At 70.1% G+C, this 20,077-nt stretch carries 16 protein-coding genes and 1 riboswitch; of the genes, 5 read left to right on the top strand and 11 right to left on the bottom strand.

The genetic code is table 11. The features are described 5' to 3' along the window. Positions 1–198 precede the first annotated feature (198 nt). The 3 genes from BR31_RS0123435 to BR31_RS31995 all read left to right on the top strand — a co-directional run bounded on the left by BR31_RS0123435 (position 199) and on the right by BR31_RS31995 (position 4,331). Entirely contained in the window at positions 199–795 is a 597-nt protein-coding gene (locus BR31_RS0123435; RefSeq protein ID WP_027503118.1) for a MerR family transcriptional regulator, read from the top strand. Between the two features lie 102 nt (positions 796–897). Then, positions 898–993: riboswitch (glycine riboswitch) on the top strand. 183 nt (positions 994–1,176) lie between these two features. Then, complete coding sequence (gene gcvP, locus BR31_RS0123430; RefSeq protein ID WP_027503117.1) at positions 1,177–4,029, top strand: aminomethyl-transferring glycine dehydrogenase; 2,853 nt, start codon at positions 1,177–1,179, stop codon at positions 4,027–4,029. A gap of 131 nt (positions 4,030–4,160) precedes the next feature. Continuing rightward, positions 4,161–4,331, top strand: a complete 171-nt coding sequence (locus BR31_RS31995) for a hypothetical protein (RefSeq protein WP_197023698.1) — start codon at positions 4,161–4,163, stop codon at positions 4,329–4,331. Between the two features lie 35 nt (positions 4,332–4,366). Here the strand turns inward: BR31_RS31995 and BR31_RS0123420 are convergent, their stop codons facing one another. The 5 genes from BR31_RS0123420 to BR31_RS0123400 all read right to left on the bottom strand — a co-directional run bounded on the left by BR31_RS0123420 (position 4,367) and on the right by BR31_RS0123400 (position 11,638). Further along, the gene (locus BR31_RS0123420) at positions 4,367–6,103 is read right to left on the bottom strand and encodes a substrate-binding domain-containing protein (RefSeq protein WP_027503116.1); all 1,737 of its coding nucleotides are present in this window, start codon (positions 6,101–6,103) and stop codon (positions 4,367–4,369) included. A gap of 198 nt (positions 6,104–6,301) precedes the next feature. Then, on the bottom strand, positions 6,302–8,485 hold the full coding sequence (locus BR31_RS0123415) for a malate synthase G (RefSeq protein WP_027503115.1): 2,184 nt from the start codon (positions 8,483–8,485) through the stop codon (positions 6,302–6,304). Positions 8,486–8,814: 329 nt separating this feature from the next. Then, a complete protein-coding gene (locus BR31_RS31990) occupies positions 8,815–8,982 on the bottom strand; it encodes a hypothetical protein (RefSeq protein WP_197023697.1) in 168 nt (55 codons plus the stop codon). A gap of 107 nt (positions 8,983–9,089) precedes the next feature. Beyond that, positions 9,090–10,910, bottom strand: a complete 1,821-nt coding sequence (locus tag BR31_RS0123405) for a multicopper oxidase family protein (RefSeq protein WP_037177994.1) — start codon at positions 10,908–10,910, stop codon at positions 9,090–9,092. Between the two features lie 113 nt (positions 10,911–11,023). Beyond that, positions 11,024–11,638: a PaaI family thioesterase gene (locus BR31_RS0123400; RefSeq protein ID WP_027503113.1), complete on the bottom strand. Its 615-nt coding sequence runs from the start codon at positions 11,636–11,638 to the stop codon at positions 11,024–11,026. A gap of 103 nt (positions 11,639–11,741) precedes the next feature. Between BR31_RS0123400 and BR31_RS0123395 the strand changes: the two genes are divergently transcribed. Continuing rightward, the gene (locus BR31_RS0123395) at positions 11,742–12,110 is read left to right on the top strand and encodes a SpoIIAA family protein (protein ID WP_027503112.1); all 369 of its coding nucleotides are present in this window, start codon (positions 11,742–11,744) and stop codon (positions 12,108–12,110) included. A gap of 12 nt (positions 12,111–12,122) precedes the next feature. Here the strand turns inward: BR31_RS0123395 and BR31_RS0123390 are convergent, their stop codons facing one another. From BR31_RS0123390 to BR31_RS0123365, 6 genes are all read right to left on the bottom strand, one after another. Continuing rightward, a complete protein-coding gene (locus tag BR31_RS0123390) occupies positions 12,123–13,013 on the bottom strand; it encodes a hypothetical protein (protein WP_027503111.1) in 891 nt (296 codons plus the stop codon). Continuing rightward, entirely contained in the window at positions 13,010–14,098 is a 1,089-nt protein-coding gene (locus tag BR31_RS0123385) for a hemolysin family protein (protein WP_027503110.1), read from the bottom strand. Before BR31_RS0123385 ends, BR31_RS0123390 begins: the two co-directional genes overlap by 4 nt. Beyond that, positions 14,091–15,464 (bottom strand): hemolysin family protein, encoded by a 1,374-nt coding sequence (locus BR31_RS0123380; protein ID WP_027503109.1) that lies wholly within the window; start codon positions 15,462–15,464, stop codon positions 14,091–14,093. Before BR31_RS0123380 ends, BR31_RS0123385 begins: the two co-directional genes overlap by 8 nt. A 289-nt stretch (positions 15,465–15,753) precedes the next feature. Then, the gene (locus tag BR31_RS0123375; protein WP_027503108.1) at positions 15,754–17,190 is read right to left on the bottom strand and encodes a GMP reductase; all 1,437 of its coding nucleotides are present in this window, start codon (positions 17,188–17,190) and stop codon (positions 15,754–15,756) included. Positions 17,191–17,193: 3 nt separating this feature from the next. After that, a complete protein-coding gene (locus BR31_RS0123370; protein ID WP_027503107.1) occupies positions 17,194–18,075 on the bottom strand; it encodes a DMT family transporter in 882 nt (293 codons plus the stop codon). Positions 18,076–18,078: 3 nt separating this feature from the next. After that, on the bottom strand, positions 18,079–19,431 hold the full coding sequence (locus BR31_RS0123365; RefSeq protein WP_027503106.1) for a DEAD/DEAH box helicase: 1,353 nt from the start codon (positions 19,429–19,431) through the stop codon (positions 18,079–18,081). 219 nt (positions 19,432–19,650) lie between these two features. Here BR31_RS0123365 and BR31_RS0123360 point away from each other — a divergent pair. Beyond that, positions 19,651–20,077: TetR/AcrR family transcriptional regulator (locus tag BR31_RS0123360; protein WP_027503105.1), on the top strand; the 427-nt coding region annotated here is incomplete at its 3' end.

The raw sequence follows: 20,077 nt of genomic DNA, 5'->3' as shown, positions 1-20,077 counted from the left end.
GAGACGGTGTCGAGTTCATGGCCTGGGCAACGAAAAGGTCTCACCCTCAAGTTGAGGTTTAGACTTCGGCGTGTTGCATTGACCCTGGTCAATCGTCGCAATAGCTTTGATCCATCGAACGCACACCATGTGATTCACCCCGAGGCGTACTCTGAGTCGAATCCACGGTATGGAATTCCATGCGAGAGGGAGCAGTCAGTGGGAGATCATCCGCAAGAGCCTCAGCGCGGCCTCGCCCCGTCCGAGGGTGTCGAGGATCTTCAGCCGGGCCTCTTTCCCGATGACTCGGTGCCGGACGACCTGGTGGGCTACCGGGTGCCGAGCGCGTGTCAGATCGCGGGCATCACCTACCGCCAGCTCGACTACTGGGCGCGCACCTCGCTGGTCGTGCCGTCGATCCGTGGCGCAGCCGGATCCGGCAGTCAGCGCCTGTATTCGTTCAAGGACATCCTGGTCCTCAAGATCGTGAAGCGATTGCTGGACACCGGCATCTCGCTCCAGAACATCCGCGTCGCCGTCGACCACCTGCGTCAGCGCGGCGTCGGCGACCTGGCCAAGATCACGCTGTTCTCCGACGGCACCACCGTCTACGAGTGCACCTCCGCCGAAGAGGTCGTCGACCTCCTGCAGGGTGGTCAGGGTGTGTTCGGGATCGCGGTCAGTGGCGCGATGCGCGAGCTGACCGGCACGATCGCGGACTTCCCGGCCGAGCGGGCCGACGGCGGCGAGAGTGAACCGAGCCCGGAGGACGAGCTCGCGTCACGACGCAAGAACCGGGCCAGCCGCGCCGGATAGCCCGATCCGGCGCCCACGCGGTCGACGTGGCGCGCGGCACACCCCGCGGCCGGGCCCGTGGGAGCGCAAGGGGTCGAACGTAGCCTAGAATTCGGGGTACGTCGCCGCCGCATGGGAGAGTTCCGGAGCACGATCCGGACGCCGAAGGAGCAATACCTCCCCGTCAATCTCTCAGGCACCGAGGACCGTGCGGGCTACGACGTCTCTGGAAAGCGGTGGGAGCACCCACCCGCCCACGGGGAAAGGGGCCCACACGAAGGCGGCCCTCAATCTCTCAGGCGCTCGCGGCGACGAGCAGGCGACAGAGGGGGAGGAACGTTCCGCCCGGCCCGACAGGGTCGAGCCGAATGTGCCTACGATCCTTCAGCCGCGGGAGTTGCCTTGTCAGACGCCAGAACTCGTTCATTTGTCGACCGCCACATCGGCCCCGATTCCGCCGAACTCGAGCGGATTCTGCGTGTGATCGGTGTCGGTAGCCTCGACGAGATGGCCGGGAAGGCCGTTCCCGCGAGCATCCTCGACACCGTGACCGACGGGATCAGCGACGGCCTGAGCGTGCTGCCCGCCGCGCTCACCGAGCACGAGGCGCTGGCCGAGCTCTCCGCGCTTGCCGCCAGGAACACCGTCGCGACCTCGATGATCGGTCTCGGCTACTACGGCACCCTGACCCCGCCCGTACTCGTGCGGAACCTGCTCGAGAATCCCGCCTGGTACACCGCGTACACCCCGTATCAGCCGGAGATCAGCCAGGGCCGGCTCGAGGCGCTGCTCAACTTCCAGACCATGGTCTCCGACCTCACCGGCATGGAGGTCGCGAACTCGTCGATGCTCGACGAGGGCACCGCTGCCGCCGAGGCGATGACGCTCCTGCGCCGGGCCAGCAAGAGCCGTTCCCCGCGCTTCGTCATCGACACCGACCTGTTCCCGCAGACCAGGGCCGTGATCGAGACCCGCGCGACCCCGCTCGGTATCGAGCTGGTGGAGGCCGACCTGAGCCTGGGGCTGCCCGAGGGAGAGTTCTTCGGCGTGCTCGCCCAGCTGCCGGGCGCCTCCGGTCGCATCGTCGACCACACGGACCTCATCGCGGCCGCCCACGAGCGTGGCGCTCTGGTCGCGGTCGGCGCCGACCTCCTGGCGCTGACCCTGCTCACCCCGCCCGGTGAGCTCGGCGCGGATGCCTGTTTCGGCACCACGCAGCGGTTCGGCGTCCCGATGGGCTTCGGCGGACCGCACGCCGGATACCTGGCTGTGCACACCAAGCACGCCCGTCAGCTGCCGGGCCGCCTCGTCGGCGTGTCCGTCGACGCCGACGGTGATCCCGCGTACCGGCTCGCGCTGCAGACCCGTGAGCAGCACATCCGCCGGGAGAAGGCCACCTCGAACATCTGCACCGCACAGGTGCTGCTGGCCATCGTCGCCGCGATGTACGCCAGCTACCACGGTGCCGACGGGCTCAAGGCGATCGCCGAGCGCGTGAACGGGCGCGCCGTCGCCCTCGCGACCGGCCTGCGGTCGAAGGGCGTCGAGATCGTGCACGAGTCGTTCTTCGACACCGTGCTCGCCCGCGTCCCGGGACGGGCGGCTGAGGTCGTCGAGACGGCGAAGGGCTGGAACATCAACCTTCGTCTGGTGGACGCCGACCACGTCGGCATCTCCTGCGACGAGGCGACCACGGAGGCCCATCTCGAGTCGGTCTTCGCCGCCTTCGGTGTCCGGCCCGACACCGCGGCGGACGCGTCGATCTCCTCGCTGCCCGCCGCGATGGTGCGTACCTCGGACTACCTGACCCACCCCGCGTTCATCAAGCACCGCACCGAGACCGCGATGCTGCGCTACCTGCGGATGCTCTCGGACAAGGACATCGCCCTCGACCGGAGCATGATCCCGCTCGGATCCTGCACGATGAAGCTCAACGCCACCGCGGAGATGGAGCCCATCACCTGGCCGGAATTCTCGGGCCTACACCCGTTCGGGCCGACCGCGGACGCGCCCGGCATGCTGCAGATCATCCACGATCTCGAGGGCTGGCTGGCGGCGATCACCGGCTATGACGCGGTGAGCCTGCAGCCGAACGCCGGCAGCCAGGGCGAGTACGCGGGCCTGCTGGCCATCAGGAACTACCACCTCAGCCGCGGCGACGATCACCGCGACACCTGCCTGATCCCGTCCAGCGCGCACGGCACCAACGCGGCGTCGGCCGTGATGGTCGGCATGCGCGTCGAGGTGGTGGCCTGCCGCCCCAATGGCGACGTCGACCTGGCGGACCTCAGGGCGAAGATCGCGGACCACGCCGAGCGGCTCGCGGCCATCATGATCACCTACCCGTCCACGCACGGCGTGTACGAGCACGAGGTCGCGGACATCTGCGCGGCCGTGCACGACGCCGGGGGACAGGTGTACGTCGACGGGGCGAACCTCAACGCGCTCGTCGGTCTGGCCCGGCCAGGGCGCTTCGGCGGCGACGTCAGCCACCTGAACCTGCACAAGACCTTCTGCATCCCGCACGGCGGTGGCGGTCCCGGCGTCGGCCCGATCGGTGTGCGTTCGCACCTGACCCCGTTCCTGCCCGGGCACCCGATGGCGCCGGAGCTGGGCGGATCGGGTCCGGTTTCGGCCGCGCCGTACGGCAGCGCGTCGATCCTGCCGATCACCTGGGCGTACATCCGGATGATGGGTGCGGCCGGGCTGCGGCGCGCCTCGCTCACCGCGATCGCGTCGGCGAACTACATCGCCCGCCGCCTGGACGAGTACTTCCCGGTGCTCTACACCGGCGAGAACGGCATGGTCGCCCACGAGTGCATCCTCGACCTGCGTCCGCTCACCAAGGAAACCGGTGTCACGGTCGACGACGTCGCCAAGCGACTGGCGGACTACGGCTTCCACGCGCCGACGATGAGCTTTCCGGTGGCGGGCACGTTGATGGTCGAGCCGACCGAGAGCGAGAACCTGGACGAGATCGACCAGTTCTGCGACGCGATGATCGCCATCCGCGGCGAGATCGACCGGGTCGGCGCTGGCGAGTGGCCGGTGGAGGACAACCCGCTGCGCGGCGCGCCGCACACCGCGGGCTGCCTGGCGGCGGAATGGGACCACCCGTACTCGCGCGAGCTCGCGGTGTTCCCGCTGGGCAAGGCCAGGGCCAAGGTGTGGCCCTCGGTGCGCCGGATCGACGGCGCGGCGGGTGACCGGAACCTGGTGTGCTCGTGCCCGCCGATCGAGGCATTCAGCGGCTGATCGCGCTCCGGGCGGTCGCGCGCATTCGTGAGGACACCGAAGGGTCCTTGTCTGCCGCGACCTGCCCGGAGGACGATGGGGTGGGTATGGGCGGCTTGTCGGCCGCCCTCGTCGAGCCAAAGGTGCAGGCAATGTTCACCACCATCGCAAGAGCCGCCGCCGCAACCGCCGTCGTCCTGTCCGTCGCAGCCGTCACCGCCCCGGCGGCCAATGCCGAGGACCGCATCATCGGGGGAGGGTCGTTGCACCTGTGCTTCGTCGTCCCGCTGCCCGGCTCCGCCGACATCTCCTGGTGCCTGTGACAAAGGCATGAACCCGTAGGCCCACCGGCCCGGCGTCAGCCGAGGGTCTGGCCGATCGCGGCGCCCAGCTCGGGTCCCTGCGACGAGCCGACGGCGGTCAGCGAACCCCCGGTCTGCTCGGCGAGGGCCCGCAGGGTGTCGGAGTCGGAGTTCTCGCCGATCGTGATGACGTCGATGCGGACCGGCTTGCCGTCCACGGTGGCCGCCCGGATCGAGGCCAGCAGCTGCCGGGCCGTGATCGACGTGTCGTCGTTCGGGCCGTCGGTGATCAGCAGCACCGAGTTCGGGCGGTCCGCGTCGAAGCCCTGCACCGCGTCCGCGTAGGCGGCCTCGACGGCCGCGTAGGTGGACGTCGCGGTCGCGGGGGTCAGGGCGTCGAGCGCGGTGTCGATCGCCTGCCTCCGTGTTCCGGTGCCGACGGTGTCGGTCAGCGGGCCCGTCGGGACGGCGATTCGGTACGGCTTGGTGCCGTCCAGGTTCCTGGAGTAGATCCACAGCCCGAGCTCGGTGGCGTCCGGTGTCCGGTTCAGCTGCTCGGTCAGGGCCGCCGTCGTGTTCGTCAGCCGCGTCCCGTCGCCCTCGACGTTGCTCATCGACCCCGAGACGTCAAGCAGGACGGTCGATCTGCGGGGCACCGCCGAATTGGTGAGCGTTCGGGTCAGCGTGTCGACCGCGGCCCCGTTGGCCGGTTGCAGCGGCGTGTCGATGGGCGCGAAGGGGACCGCTCCCACCGCAGAGGGGGACTTTCCGTCGACTCGGAACCCGGCGTCGCGCAGCACCGAGGCCTGCTCGGGACGACGGAGGTAGTCCGCGAACTCCGATGCCGCGCGTCCACGCGCCTCGTCCACCCAGCCGGCGGAGACGATCGCGGCGGGGTGATCGGCCATCGGGGTGGCTCCGGCAGGCAGGAAGGCGGTGAGCGCGTTCGCGTCCGGCTCGGCGGCGTAGAGCTGCTGCTCGGTGACCGCCACCGCGTGCAATGCGCCGGTCCGTGGGTCGTGCTGCGCGCCGAGCGCGGCGAGCGCATCCGCTGTCACTGCGGGCTTGTCGGGAGCGCTCGGGAACGCGGCCGCGGAGCCGACCGCGAGCGTGGAGAGCGCCGAGACGACCGGTGGGGACGCGGCCTGCGCCTCGGTGACCGGTCCCGCGCCCGCACCCGACACCGCCGCGGCGACGGCCTCGGCGGCCAAGGTGGAGGGATCCGAGCCGGGGCCGGTCGGCAGGGCCAGCCGCAGCGAGCCCCATCCGGGGAGCCCGAGCCCCTGCAGCGCGTTCGGGTCGGACTGCAGGCGTGCGAGGTCCTGCCAGCCGATCTTCGATCCGCTGAGGGCCTCGGCCAGCGTGACGGGGGCCGCCAGCAGCACCGGCGAGGTGACGAGCGACTTCGGCTGGCCGTCGATCAGGCCCGTCTGCCCACCGAGCCGCGCGATGGACTGGGTGCTCTGCGGAATCCACAGCGCCGGTGCCGGTCCGGGACCGGACCAGTGTTGACCGGCGCTCGCGGTCATCGCGTCGACGACGGCCTGTGAGGCGGCAGCGGTGACGGCCACGGTGATGCAGTGGTCGCGCACGACCGGGGTGGTCTGCGTGTAGCGGTCGGCCAGGATCTGGATCTGCGGGGCGATGTCGGGATCCGCGGTGACGTCGAGGACGGCGGAACCCTCGACACACATCTGCGCCGCCTGGGTGCCCTGGTCCGAGATCCGGTCCCTGAGCTGGAACCAGCCGACCACGGCGAGCACGACGGCGATGACGGCTCCCACCGCGATCACCGGGCCCCTGCTCACACCCCTCGTGCCCCGTGTGCCGCGATGCTGCCCCACCTGTGCCCGCCTTGTCGTCGATCGGTGGCGGCACGTAGGTCCGCCTCATCGGTTCCCCCGCAGTCTACGGACGGCGGCACCGTGAAAGCGGCGAAGCCGCCACCGGACCGGATCGGTCTGGTGGCGGCTTAGCGGTGTCGCTGCGGGTCAGGCGTTGGCGGCCTTGTACTCCCGCCGACGGCGATGCAGGATCGGCTCCGTGTAACCGCTCGGCTGCGACGCGCCCTCGAGGATCAGTTCCTTGGCGGCCTGCCAGGCGATGTTGGTGTCGAAGTCCGGCGCCATCGGGACGTAGGTGGCGTCACCCTCGTTCTGGCGGTCGACGACCGGGGCCATCCGCTCGAGGCTGGCCACGATGTCGGCCTCGGTGACGATGCCGTGCCGCAGCCAGTTCGCGAGCAGCTGGCTCGAGATGCGCAGGGTGGCACGGTCTTCCATGAGTGCGACGTCGTGGATGTCCGGCACCTTGGAGCAGCCGACACCCGCGTCGATCCAGCGGACCACGTAGCCGAGGATGGACTGGCAGTTGTTGTCCAGTTCCTCCTTCTTCTCCGCGTCCGACCAGTCCGTGCTCGGGGCGAGCGGAATGGTCAGGATGTCGTCCACGGTCGCCCGCGGCTTGCCCTTGAGCTGGTCCTGGACGGCGAACACGTCGACGCGGTGGTAGTGCGTCGCGTGCAGGGTGGCGCCGGTGGGCGAGGGGACCCACGCGGTATTGGCGCCCGAGCGGGGGTGACCGATCTTCTGCTCGAGCATGTCCGCCATCAGATCGGTCATGGCCCACATGCCCTTACCGATCTGCGCCTTGCCCTGCAGGCCCGCGGCCAGTCCGGTGTCGACGTTCCAGTCCTCGTAGGCGCCGATCCACTTCTGCTTCTTCATCTCGGCCTTGCGCACCATCGCGCCCGCCTCCATGGAGGTGTGGATCTCGTCGCCCGTGCGGTCGAGGAAGCCGGTGTTGATGAAGACCACGCGCTCGCTGGCCTCCTTGATGCACGCGGACAGGTTGACCGTGGTGCGGCGCTCCTCGTCCATGATGCCGACCTTGAGCGTGTTCGCGGGCAGGCCGAGCACCTGCTCGACGCGACCGAACAGCTCGGTGGTGAACGCGACCTCTTCGGGACCGTGCTGCTTCGGCTTCACGATGTAGACCGAGCCGGTGCGGCTGTTGTTGCGCGGTCCGTTGGCCTCGCTGATGCTCAGGCCGTGGATCGCGCAGAGGCTGGTGATCAGCGCGTCGAGGATGCCCTCGGGGACCTCGTTGCCGTCGGCGTCGAGGATCGCGGGGTTGGTCATCAGGTGGCCGACGTTGCGCACGAACAGCAGCGAACGACCGTGCAGGGTCAGCTCGCCGCCGTCGGCCGCGGTGTAGGTGCGGTCGCCGTTGAGGGTGCGGGTGAAGGACTTGCCGCCCTTGCTGATCTCCTCGGCGAGGTCGCCGCGGTTCAGGCCCAGCCAGTTGCGGTAGCCGACGACCTTGTCGTCGGCGTCGACGGCCGCGACGGAGTCCTCGAAGTCCATGATCGTGGTGAGCGCGGACTCGAGGACGACGTCCTTGACCCCGGCCGCATCGGTCTGGCCGATGGGGGAGCTCGCGTCGATCTGGATCTCCGCGTGGAGTCCGTTGTTGCGCAGCAGGACCGAGGTGGGCGCGTCCTTCTCGCCGAGGTAGCCGACGAACTTCTCCGGCTGCGCGAGCGTGGTGACGGTGCCGTCGGTCAGCTCGACCTTGAGCTCGGCGCCGTCGATCCAGTAGCGCTTGGAGTCGGCGTGGCTGCCCGCCGCGAGCGGCGCCGCCGTGTCGAGGAACTCACGGGCCCAGGCGATCACCTTGTCGCCGCGGACCTTGTTGTAGCCCTTGCCCTTCTCGGCGCCGTCCGCCTCGGAGATGGCGTCGGTGCCGTAGAGCGCGTCGTACAGCGAGCCCCAGCGGGCGTTCGAGGCGTTGAGTGCGAACCGGGCGTTGAGCACCGGCACCACGAGCTGCGGGCCCGCGGTCGTCGCGATCTCCGCGTCGACGTTCTGGGTCTCGATGCTGAACGGGGCCGGCGTCGGCAGCAGGTAGCCGATCTCCTGCAGGAACGCCTTGTACTCCGCGGCGTCGAAGGCCGGGCCGGAGTGGTCGCGGTGCCAGGCATCGATCTGCGCCTGCAGGTCGTCGCGCTTGGCCAGCAGCGCCTTGTTCTTCGGGGCGAGGTCCTCGATGACCTTGACGGCACCGGCCCAGAACGCGTCTGCGTCTACACCGGTACCCGGGAGAGCCTCGGTGCCCACGAAATCGTGGAGAACCTTGGCGACTTGAAGCCCACCGACCTGAACGCGCTCAGTCATGAATTTCCTCGCTCTTTCTCATGTGAAAGCCTGCAGACGACCCACATGTTACTCTCCGGTAATCCTCTTACTCTTTGTCCAGGTGCGAGAGGGGACGCACACTGCGCTATGGCATCTCGTGCGCGGTGTGCGGCGCGTGAGGCGAGCGCGGACGGGGCGCGGGCGTAGTCGGCCCGGCCTGCCGCAGTTTCGATCGGAACGGGCGGGTGGCCCGGGTCGGAACGGTCGTGTCGGACGCGCCCGCACTGTCCAGCGCGGGCCTGCAGCGGCTGGTCGAAACCTATCAGGTGGACCCGGGCCGCAGGATCGGGCCGGTGCCAGCGCGGCGCTCAGCCGAAGAGGCGACCGAAGAATCCCGACTTTGCGGCCGGGGCGGGCTTCTCCTCGCAGACGCAGCGTTCGGAGGCGGGGACCGCCTTCATGACGTCTCCGACGTGCGCCCCGCAGCCTCCCCAGGTCGTCTTCTTGCAGGTCGAACAGGCGACGGCGTAACACATGGGTCCTCCTCTGGATGGATGCGACATCCCAAGGATACCCCTATGGGTATACAGTCCGGTTGGTGGCATCGCGCGCGCGGCATGAGCTCGCGATCGGGTGGACATGCCTACCCGCGCACCCGGATCTGCTGCATCATGTCGTGGTCCTGGTGTTCGAGGTTGTGACAGTGCCACGTGTACCCGCGGACCTCCTGGTGGGTGCCGTGGTCACCGGCTGCGTCGTGCGGGACCGGGATCGGCGCGTCCGGGTCGAAGCCGAGGTCGTCGACCGAGGGCCAGTGCACGAGGAGGGTGAGCACCGCGTCGGACTCGACGAGGGTGGTGTCCTTCCAGCCCGCCTCCCAGGGTGCCGGCGCCGCGCGTTGCCCGATGAGGAACGGCGACGGGTCCGGCGCCCAGCGGATGCCGTTCTCGAGCGGCGGGGGTGAGGCGGCCATGTAGCCGGCCGACCACAGCTTCTGCCTGCCGAGGATCCGGAAGCGGGCCAGGTGCAGGTGGACCGGATGCTCGAGCGGGAACACGTTGACGATGTGCCAGATCTCCGTCGTCCCGGCCCTGGCGACGTCGATGTCGTCGGTGAGGAACGGCAGATTGTTGATCGACCCCATCAACGGCAGCACGGCGGCCGTCCGGTTCAGGTCGAAGCGCCCCAGGAACGTCATGACCCGCGTGCGGACGACACCGTCGGTGGTGGCGGGCGCGATCGCCGGTGGGAGTCCAGGCCCGCCCCGCAGTCGCGCAGGCGCCCGGACAGGTTCGGCCGGAGCCTGATCCGCGTCGAACCGCATGATCTCGGGCAGTGCGGGGACCGCGAGCACGGCGTTGGCGACTGCGTTGAGGGCGGTGTTGACGAGCGTCACCGACTCGCCCGGCGCGAGCGCCGCGAAGTCCACCAGCAGGTCGGCGCGCTCCCCGGAGGTCATGACGATGTGGTCGGTGTCGACGGACTGGTCGAGCAGGCCCTGGTCGCCGCCGATCACGGTGAACCGCATCCCGTTCGAGAACGCGAACCGGTAGGTGCGTGAGTTCGAGCCCTGCAGCAGCCGCAGCCGGTACAGCGTGCGCCGCACCGGCATCCGTGGCCACGCGACTCCGTTGACGACGGCGACATCCCCGAACTGGCCGCCCTGGCCGTAGCCGCTCGGCTGGTACCGGGCCAGTCGCGGCTGCAGCGTTCCGTCTGCGTTGAACGTACGGTCCTGCACCACGATCGGCACCTCGAACTCCCCGGCCGGCAGCCCGAGCGGATTGCCGGCGCGGCCGGTGTCGAACTCGTCGCGCAGCAGATAGAACCCGGCGAGTCCGGCCTGCACGTTCAGGCGGGTGTTCGCCATCACATGGTCGTGGTACCAGAGAGTCGCGGCCTCTTGACCGTTGGCGTAGTGGTTGGTCTGCACGCCGCCATGTCGCCACGCGATCAACGGATGCCCGTCCGAGTCGGGACGGCTCGGGGCGCCGTGCAGGTGCACCGTCGTGCGCGGATTCGTCCGATCCTCCTCGGTGGCGCCGTGCATTGTCAGGTCGACGGCGTCGGCGAGTGGATTGACGTCGATCGAATTGACGAACGACACCGTCGTCGGCGCGCCGCGACGGGCCTCGAGAGTGGGGCCGAGGATGCCTGCGTGGTAGCCGAGGACCGTCGTTGCCGGCAGATCGGGGTGGTACGTGTGGGTGCTGGACTGCGCGGTGAGCGTTCCCGACGCCGGGGCCGTCGGGAGGCGCGGCAGGTCGGTGACGAACCGTCGTAGCGGCGGTGACGACGAGAAGTTCAGCGGACTCGGGGCGGTCGGCGGCGGCAGATCCGGGATCGGGAGAGGCGGCGGTGGCACCGGCGCTCCCGGTTGGGCCGAGGCCGCCGGTGCGCCCAGCCAGCCGAGCGCGGCGACCGAGCCTGCCATACCGAAGAATCCACGTCGTGAGAGTTCCATTGTCGAACTCCTTCGTTGCGTGATGCCCTCCTGGGATGCAACTGGTGCGGACGCTACCCGAGGCGCGGACATGACACGCCGCTATTGATCACCACCGGATCGAGGGTGCGACCTCAGTTCTGCGTGGCCGGGCCGATGAAGATCCCCTCTGCCTCGACCGTGACGCCGAGGTCGTCCGAGAGGGTGCCGACGACGATGGTCTTGCGTCCCTCGTTGCGGTCGATGCGGGCCTCGGCGCGCAGTGGTCCGAGCGGGGTGCCGCGGCGGTATCTCAGCGTCAGGGTGCCGGTGAACCGCGGCTCGATCGAACTGGCGGTGGTGCCGAGCAGGTGGTCCATCACCAGCGCGCAGATTCCGCCGTGCACCAGGCCGGGCGGGCCCTCGTAGGCGGCGCCGAGGGTGACCTCCGTCCAGTGCAGGCCGGCGTCGTCGGATTCGATGACCAGCGGCGGAGCGATCGCGTTCCGCAGGCCGATCCCCGCATTGCCCCAGGCGATCGACTCGCCGCCGGCGGTGAATCGCATCCCGAACCCGCCGTCGATCTGCTGGGCGCGCAGCTTCGCGGTCGCGGCGACGACCGTGGCCTCTACCTCGCGGATCACCGCCTCGTCGACCTCGGTGCGAATGGTGGCGTCGACGAGGTCGCGGACCGCCGCGGTGAGCGGGCCGTAGAGCGCCCGGCGCCGGTCGAGTTCCTCGATGTCGATGTCTTCTCGGGTGAACTTCACCGTGTGATCCTGGCGTACTCGTCCGAGGGACGCGAGCGAATCAGGTCGCTCGGCACTTTCGCGTTGCGTCCCACCGGGTCTCGACCTGTGAAACCATGGATCCGTGATCGAGACCATGGAGAACCTGCCCGCAGGCACCCTGGGTTTCCGCGCGAGCGGCACGGTGACCGCGCAGGACTACAAGGACGTCCTCGACCCGGCCATCGACGCGAAGATCGCCGAGCACGAGAAGGTCAACATCGTCTATGTGCTCGGCGACGACCTGAGCCGCTACACGGCGGGTGCGCTGTGGCAGGACGCCGAGCTCGAGTCTCGTCCACGGCACAGCTGGGGTCGCATCGCGCTGGTCACCGATCACGAGTGGATCGACAAGGCGATTCACCTGATCAGTTTTCTGATTCCCTGTGAAGTGCGGTCCTTCGCGCTCGCCGAGGAGCCGGCCGCGATCGAGTGGGCCTCGCAGGGGGCGTGAGCGCCGGGGGAGTCACCGGTTCAGCAGTGCCCGGCACCTGGCCAGCAACTCCGCGCGCAGCGGCGCCGCGCGCTCGGCGAGCGCCGACTGCTCTCGAACGTAGTCCGCTCGGCCCTGCGGCGTCTCGATGGTGACCGGCTCGTAGCCGAGCGCGCTCAGGTCGTACGGGCTCGCCCGCATGTCGAGTTCGCGCGCGGCCATCGCCAGCTCGAAGCACCGCAGCAGCAGGTCGGAGTCGACCAGCGGCGCCAACTTGTAGCTCCACTTGTAGAGATCCATGCCCGCGTGCAGGCAGCCGGGCTGTTCCCGCGCCGCCTGGTCCTCGCGCCGCAGCGCGGTGTCGTTGCGGCCCACCGCGTCCGGGGTGAAGAACCGGAACGCGTCGTAGTGCGTGCAGCGCAGGTTCATCGACTCCACCACCGCGTCGGTGCCGCCCGGCCCGAGCCGCAGCGGGGTGCCCGAATGGCGGACCGCCTCCTCGCCGCCGCGGTACACCATCGCCCACTCGTGCAGGCCGAAGCAACCGAGCTGTGCGGGCCGCGCGGCGGTGCCCGCGAGCAGGCGCTCGGTGAACTCGAGCATCGAGCGGCGCTGGGTCAGCAGCCGGGGGTCGGCCTCGGCGTCCTCGCCGCACCGGTGGTAACCCGAGTAGTCCCAGTATTCGCGCGCCGCAGGTCCGGTCAGGCGCACGCCGAGCCCGGGATGCCAGCGTCGCAGCTGCGCGGGCCGCAGGCTGTAATAGGTGAACAGGAAGTCGATCACCGGGTGCTTCTCACCGCGCGTCTGCCGGGACAGGTGCGCCCCGATCAGCGTGTCCACCCGCTCCCTGTGCGCGTCGCGGCGGGCGGTCCACTCGTCCTGGGTGAGGACGAGTGAACCGCTCGAGAGGTCCGGCTGTGTCACGGCGTCTGCTGTCCCGGCACCGCGTCGTCGATCCGGTGGGTGCCGTCGCGCACGGTACCGATGAACTCCTCCACCAGGTCCTCCAGTGCGACGATGCCGATCGTCTGCCCGGTTTCGTCGACCACCGACCCCAGGTGGCTGCTCGCGCGTCGCAGCGTCCCGAGCGCCTCGTCGAGCGTGGTCTGTACCCCTACCTGCGGCAACGGTCGCACGTCCGAACGCGGGATCACCGTGTCCGGGCCCGCGTCGACGTCACCGACCTCGTCGAGGACGTCCTTGAGGTGCAGGTACCCGGCCAGCGTTCCGTCGGCCAGCCGCGCGGGATAGCGCGAGTACCCGGTCTCGATCACGGCCTCCTCGACGACGCCGAGCGTCGTCCCGTTCGCGGTCAACGGGACGCTGCGCACCTTGTCGAGCGGGATCAGCACGTCCGCGACGGTCCGGTCGGCGGTGTGCAGCGCCAGCGTCAGCCGTCGGTGCTCCTCCTCGTCGATCAGCCCCTCGGACCGGGACTCGCCGATCATCTCGGCGAGTTCCAGCGCCGACACCGTGGTGTCCAGCTCGTTCTTCGGCTGCACCCGCACCAGCCGCAGCGTCGCGTTCGCGCAGAGGTTGTAGAACGAGATGAGCGGGCGCACCAGTCGGATGAACGCCAGGTGTGCGGGAACGAGCAGCATCGCGCTGCGTTCCGGCCCGGCGATGGCGATGTTCTTCGGCACCATCTCGCCTAGGAGGATGTGCAGGACCACCACCAGCGAGAGCGCGACCGTGAACGCGATCGGATGCAGGAACCCGGCAGGCACGCCGAGGGCGTCCAACGGCATCTCGATCAGGTGCGCGATCGCGGGCTCGCCGACGCGGCCGAGCAGGATCGAGCAGATCGTGATGCCGAGCTGTGCGCCCGCCAGCATCAGCGAGAGGTTCTCGCCTGCCCGGATCACCGTGCGGGCCCGCTTCTTGCCCTGCGCCTCCAGCGCCTCGAGCCGGTCGCGTCTGGCCGAGATCAGCGCGAATTCGGCGGCAACGAAGAACGCGTTGCCCGCCAGCAGGAGGACGGTCAGTGCGACCGCGAACAGGTCACTCATCGCCGCGCTCCTTCGTCTCCGTCGAGTGGTCGGCCAGGTCGGCGACCGGGGTGAGCACCACCCGGTCGATCCGGCGGCCGTCCATCGCCGCGACCCGGGCTATCCAGCCGCCCGTCGACCGGCCGTCGTCGTCCGGATCGGGCAGCGCCACCTGGTCGCCGACCTCCGGGATCCGGCCCAGGTGGGCGAGGACGAGGCCGCCGAGGGTGTCGTACTCGCCCTCGGGTGCCGAGTAACCGGTGGTCTGGGTGACCTCGTCGATGCGGAGCAGGCCGGAACAGATCCAGCTGTCGCCGCTGCGCTGCACCTCGATCTCGGGTTCGTCGTGCTCGTCGCGGACGTCGCCGACGATCTCCTCGATCAGGTCCTCCATGGTCACCATGCCCGCGGTGCCGCCGTACTCGTCGACCACGAGCGCGACCTGCATGCCGTCGGCGCGCACGCGCTCCATCAGCTCGTCGCCGTCGAGGCTCGACGGCACCACAGGGACCTTCTGCGCGAGGGTGATCAGCGGCGTGGTGGCGCGGCCCGCGGCAGGAACCGTGAACGCGTGCTTGATGTGCACGACGCCGACCGTGTCGTCCAGGTCTCCGTCGACGATCGGGAACCGCGAGAAGCCGGTCCTGGACGCGGCCTCGATCAGGTCGGCGACGGTGTCCCGGAGTTCGAGGGTCTCGACCTTGACCCGCGGGGTCATCAGTTCCTCCGCGGTGAGCTCGCCGAACCTCAGCGAGCGATCGACGAGCAGCGCCGTCCCGGCATCGAGCGCACCGCGGCGTGCGCTGGTACGCACCAGTGACCCCAGTTCCTGGGGGGAGCGTGCCGAGCGCAGTTCCTCGGCCGGCTCGATGCCGAGCCGTCGGACCACCCAGTTGGCGGATCCGTTGAGCCCGTTGATCGCCCACTTGAACACCGCCGAGAACCCGGCCTGCAGGCCCGCGGTGGCTCGTGCGGTCTGCAGCGGGCGGGCGATGGCCAGGTTCTTCGGCACCAGCTCGCCGAACACCATCGACAACGAGGTCGCCAGCACCAGGGCGAGCGTCAGCGAGATGCCGCTCGCAACGGATTCGCTGATGTTGACTGCCGTCAACAGCGGCGCGATCAGCTTGGCCAGCACCGGTTCCGCGAGATAGCCGGTGATCAGCGTGGTGATCGTGATGCCGAGCTGGGCGCCGGAGAGCTGGAACGAGAGGGTGCGGTGTGCGTGCTGCACCTGGCGTGAGCGCCGGTCGCCGTCGCGCGCGTGGGCGTCGACGGTGCTGCGCTCGAGCGCGGTGAGCGAGAATTCCGCGGCCACGAACAAGGCGGTGCCTGCGGTCAGGGCCGCGAACCCGATGAGGCTCAAGACGGTGAGTGCGATCTCCATCAGCTATCGCCGCCGAGCGTGGGTCCGAACGATGGGGGATGTGCGCCGGGTTTGTCGCCCGGCTCGGTAGAGGAGCCCTCCGTAGAGGTGCTCTCGCCGCCGGACTCGGTCGAGTCGGCGACGGTCGGTGTGGGTGCCTCAGGCACCTTGTTCCTTCCTGTTGTGCGCAGGGCTTCCCTGCGCGTGGGCGCGTGCAGACCACGATTCTACCGGGCACGGGTGACCGTGCCCGGTAGTCGAGGTGGTGCGCCGGTGTGTCGGGTCGGCTACCAGCCGGTGTGTCCGGCGGCTACCAGCCGGCGGGCAGCGGGCGACCCTCGGCGAACCCGGCCGCGGACTGGACTCCGAGCAGCGCCTTCTCGTGCAGTTCCTCGACCGTGCGGGCGCCTGCGTAGGTGCAGGTGCTGCGCACCCCGGAGCAGATGTGGTCGATGAGGTCCTCGACGCCGGGGCGGTCCGGGTCCAGGCGCATGCGGGAGCTGGAGATGCCCTCCTCGAACAGACCCTTGCGGGCGCGATCGAAGGCGCTGTCGGTTGCGGTCCTGGCCGCGACGGCGCGCTTGGACGCCATGCCGAAGCTCACCTTGTAGGCGTTGCCCGCCTGGTCCATCCGCAGATCGCCCGGCGACTCGTAGGTGCCCGCGAACCAGGAGCCGATCATCACGTTCGATGCGCCTGCGGCGAGGGCCAGTGCCACGTCGCGGGGGTGCCGGACGCCGCCGTCCGCCCACACGTGGGCGCCGAGTTCCCGTGCGGCCGAGGCGCACTCGGCCACCGCGGAGAACTGGGGCCTGCCGACTCCGGTCATCATCCTTGTCGTGCACATCGCGCCGGGGCCGACGCCGACCTTGACGATGTTCGCGCCCGCGGCGATGAGGTCCCTGGTGCCCGCCGCGGACACGACGTTGCCTGCGGCCAGCGGCACGCCGAGGTCGAGCGATGCGACGGCGCCGAGCGCGTCGAGCATCTTCTGCTGGTGCCCGTGTGCGGTGTCCATCACGAGGACGTCCGCGCCCGCCGCGACCAGTTCCTTCGCCTTCGCGGCCACGTCGCCGTTGATGCCGACGGCCGCGGCGACGCGCAGCCTGCCGTCTGCGTCGAGGGCCGGTTCGTAGATGCCGGCCCGGATCGCGCCGGTGCGGGTGAGCACGCCGGCCAGGGTGCCGTCCTCGTCGACGATGACCGCGATCGGGTCGTGCTTGGTCTCGAGCAGCTCGAAGACCTCGCGCGGGGAGGCCGTCACGGGCGCGGTGACGAAGTCGGTGATGGCGACGGAGCGGAGCCGGGCGAAGCGGTCGACATCCGCGCACGCGGCCTCGGTGACGACGCCGATCGGCCGGTCGTTCTCGACGACGACCAGCGCGCCGTGCGCACGCTTGGGCAGCAGCGCGATCGCGTCGGAGACGGAGTCCTCGGGGCCGAGGGTGACCGGGGTGTCGGCCACCAGGTGGCGGCTCTTGACGAACGCGACGGTCTCGGCGACCGCGGACGCCGGGATGTCCTGGGGGATGACCACGATCCCGCCGCGTCGCGCGACGGTCTCGGCCATCCGGCGCCCGGCGACCGCGGTCATGTTGGCGACGACGATCGGGATGGTGGTACCCGATCCGTCGAGCGTGGACAGATCCACGTCGAAGCGCGAGGTGACGTCGGTGCGATTGGGCACCATGAAGACGTCGTCGTAGGTCAGGTCATAGGGCGGCTGCTGGCCGTCGAGGAAGCGCACGTCTTACGAGAGTACCGGCTGCGACGACTGGGCGTGGGTGGTCACATCGGCCTGGGACCGGGACAGCCCGACCGTGGTGACCACCATGACCAGCACCGCGACGGCGATCAGGGCGATACCGGGGCCCTGCACCCGGAGCCGCTCACCGAGCACCGCGAACCCGAGGAAGGCGGCCACCAGCGGCTCGGCGATGGTGATGGCAGGCAGTGACGCCGAGAGCGGACCGGCGTGGAACGCGCGCTGCTGGAGGTAGAACCCGGTGAGGCCGGCGGCGACAAGCGCCCAGGTGGTCCAGTTGCCGAGCACGGCCGCCGGTCCCAGGTGCAGCAGGTCGATGACGGACTTCGTCAGTGCGACCGCGACCCCGTACAGCGCGCCGCTGGCGAACCCGAGCAGCAGGGCCCGCGGGCCGGGGCCGATCCGGGTCATCGCGGTCGCGACCGCCGCGGCAACGAGTCCGAGGACGCCCGCGAGTGGGATGAGCCAGTCGGCGATCGCCGCCGAGTTGTGGCCCTCGGTCGGATTCCCGACGATCAGGAACACGACGAGCGCGGCCGCAAGCGCCAAGGCCATCGCCCAGGTGCGTGCGGTCATCCTGGCGCCGCTGAACCGGGCGGAGAGGGGGAGCGCGAACAGCAGCGAGGCCACGATCAGTGGCTGCACCACGAGCACCGACCCGACGCCGAGCGCGATCGCCTGGAACACGTATCCGCCGCCGTCACCGAGCAGGCCCGCCCACCATCGCTTGCTGCGGACGAGCTCGGCCAGCAGGGCCTCGTCCTCGGCGACCCCGGCCGCCGCGCTCTGCTGCGCGACGGAGCCGCAGGCGAACAGCAGTGCACCGATCAGCGCGAACGCGACCGCCAACAGCGGGGTTCCTGACATCGCTCAGCGCCCTCCTCGGTTGCGGTGGCCGTGCGCCCCTGCGCCGCTGCCGCGCCGCCCGCCGGCGCGGACCGTGGTCGAGCCAGGACGCCTGCCGCGGGCACCCGGTCCGGCGGCCCGTTCCTTCGGTGCCGTCGGCGCAGGTGCGGAGGGCGGGGGCACCGGGATGCCGGTGGGCTCGCGGGCGCCGGTCAGTGCGACGAGTTCGGCGGCGCCGGGGCGCACCTCGACGCCGACGACACTCACGCCTGCCTTCGCGGTGAGCGCGGCCACCTCGGCGCGTTGGTCCTCGGTCACCAGGGTCACCACGGTCCCGGATTCGCCTGCGCGAGCGGTCCGTCCGGCGCGGTGCAGGTAGTCCTTCGCCTCGGCGGGAGGATCCACGTGGACGACGAGGTCGATGCCGTCCACGTGGATGCCGCGCGCCGCGACATCGGTGGCGACGAGGACCGGGGTGTCGCCGTCGGCGAACGCCGCGAGGGTGCGGGTGCGGTTGCTCTGCGTCTTGTCGCCGTGCAGGGCGCCCGCGACGACCCCGGCCGCCCGCAGCTCTTCGGCCACACGGTCCACGCCGTGCTTGGTGCGAACGAACAGCAGGGTCTTGCCGTTGCGCGAGGCGATCTGGGCGAGCACGGCCCACTTGTCGGCCTTGCGGACGTGGAGCAGGTGGTGCTCCATCGTGGCCACCGACGCGGCCACCGGCGCGGTCGCGTGGGTGACGGGATCATTGAGGTAGTCCCGGACGAGGTCGTCCACTCCACCGTCCAGGGTCGCCGAGAAGAGCAGTCGCTGACCGTCTTTCGCCGTCTGGTCGAGCAGGGTCGTGACCTGGGACAGGAATCCGAGTTCCGCCATGTGGTCGGCCTCGTCGATCGTGGTCACGCGGACATCGGCAAGCGAGGCGGACCCCTGTGCGATCAGGTCGGCCATCCGGCCGGGCGTCGCCACCAGCAGGTCAACCCCGCGCGCGAGCCGCTGCGCCTGTGCCTTGATCGGCAGGCCGCCGACCACGCAGGCCAGGCGCAGTCCGAGCGAGAGGGCGGACTCGTCGAGGGCTTTCTCGATCTGCGCGGCCAGTTCCCTGGTCGGCGCGAGCACGAGCCCGCGGGGCCGTCCCGGTGCGCTCGGCGCGCCCTTGAGCCGGACCAGCATCGGCAGCCCGAAGGCGAGCGTCTTGCCTGAACCGGTCGGCCCGCGCCCGAGTACGTCCCGCCCGGCCAGGATGTCGGGGATCGCGGCGGCCTGGATCGGGAACGGGGCGGTGATCTTCTCGCGGTTAAGCGACTGCACCAGCAGCGGCGGAAGGCCGAGGCCCGCGAAGGTGGGTGCGGGTCCTGCTGTGGCTGGGTCGGACATGTCGCGGTTGCCTCCGGGTGTTGGGCCGCGGGGCGCCCCCGATCTCACGGAACGTCGTCGGCGCGTGCAGTGAGATTACCGCGCCCGCGGGCAGTTTTCGCCATTCCTCCTGCGTGTGGCCGTTCCTTCGGTGTGGTCGAGGTGTCGTGCTCGAAGCGCCCGATCGCTGGCAGCCGCGCCGAGTCGGGCGGCCCGAGCGCGTCCGTAGAGTGAGGTGTCGTGGCAGACCGTCGAACACAGATCATGGAAGCAGCGGTCCGTGTGATCGCGCAGGACGGCGTGCGCGGCCTGCGGGTGGAGAAGCTCGCTGCCGAGGCGGGTGTCTCGACCGCCCTGATCTATTACCACTTCCAGGACCGGTCCGGGGTACTGCGCAGCGCCCTCGACCACATCAATGACAGGGCCGAGCGCTATTCCGACGAGGCATTCGAATCCTCCGACCCCCGAACGCAACTCGAGCAGATGCTCCTGCTCGAGATCCGGGGCATCCCTGAGGTCCGGGAGAACAGCATCGCCTGGGGTGAGCTCCGGGCGAGCGCCGTCTTCTCCGATGACCTGCGGGACCCGCTACGGACCACGACGGAGGCGTGGGCACGCGATGCCGAAACCCTCATCCGGCAGGCGCAGGCCGTGGGTCAGGCGAGCC

The sequence above is a fragment of the Rhodococcus sp. UNC363MFTsu5.1 genome, assembly GCF_000686785.1.
Taxonomy (GTDB): domain Bacteria; phylum Actinomycetota; class Actinomycetes; order Mycobacteriales; family Mycobacteriaceae; genus Rhodococcus_G; species Rhodococcus_G maanshanensis.
Note: the sequence above shows the minus strand (reverse complement) of the source record. Positions and strands in the feature narration are given on the sequence as shown.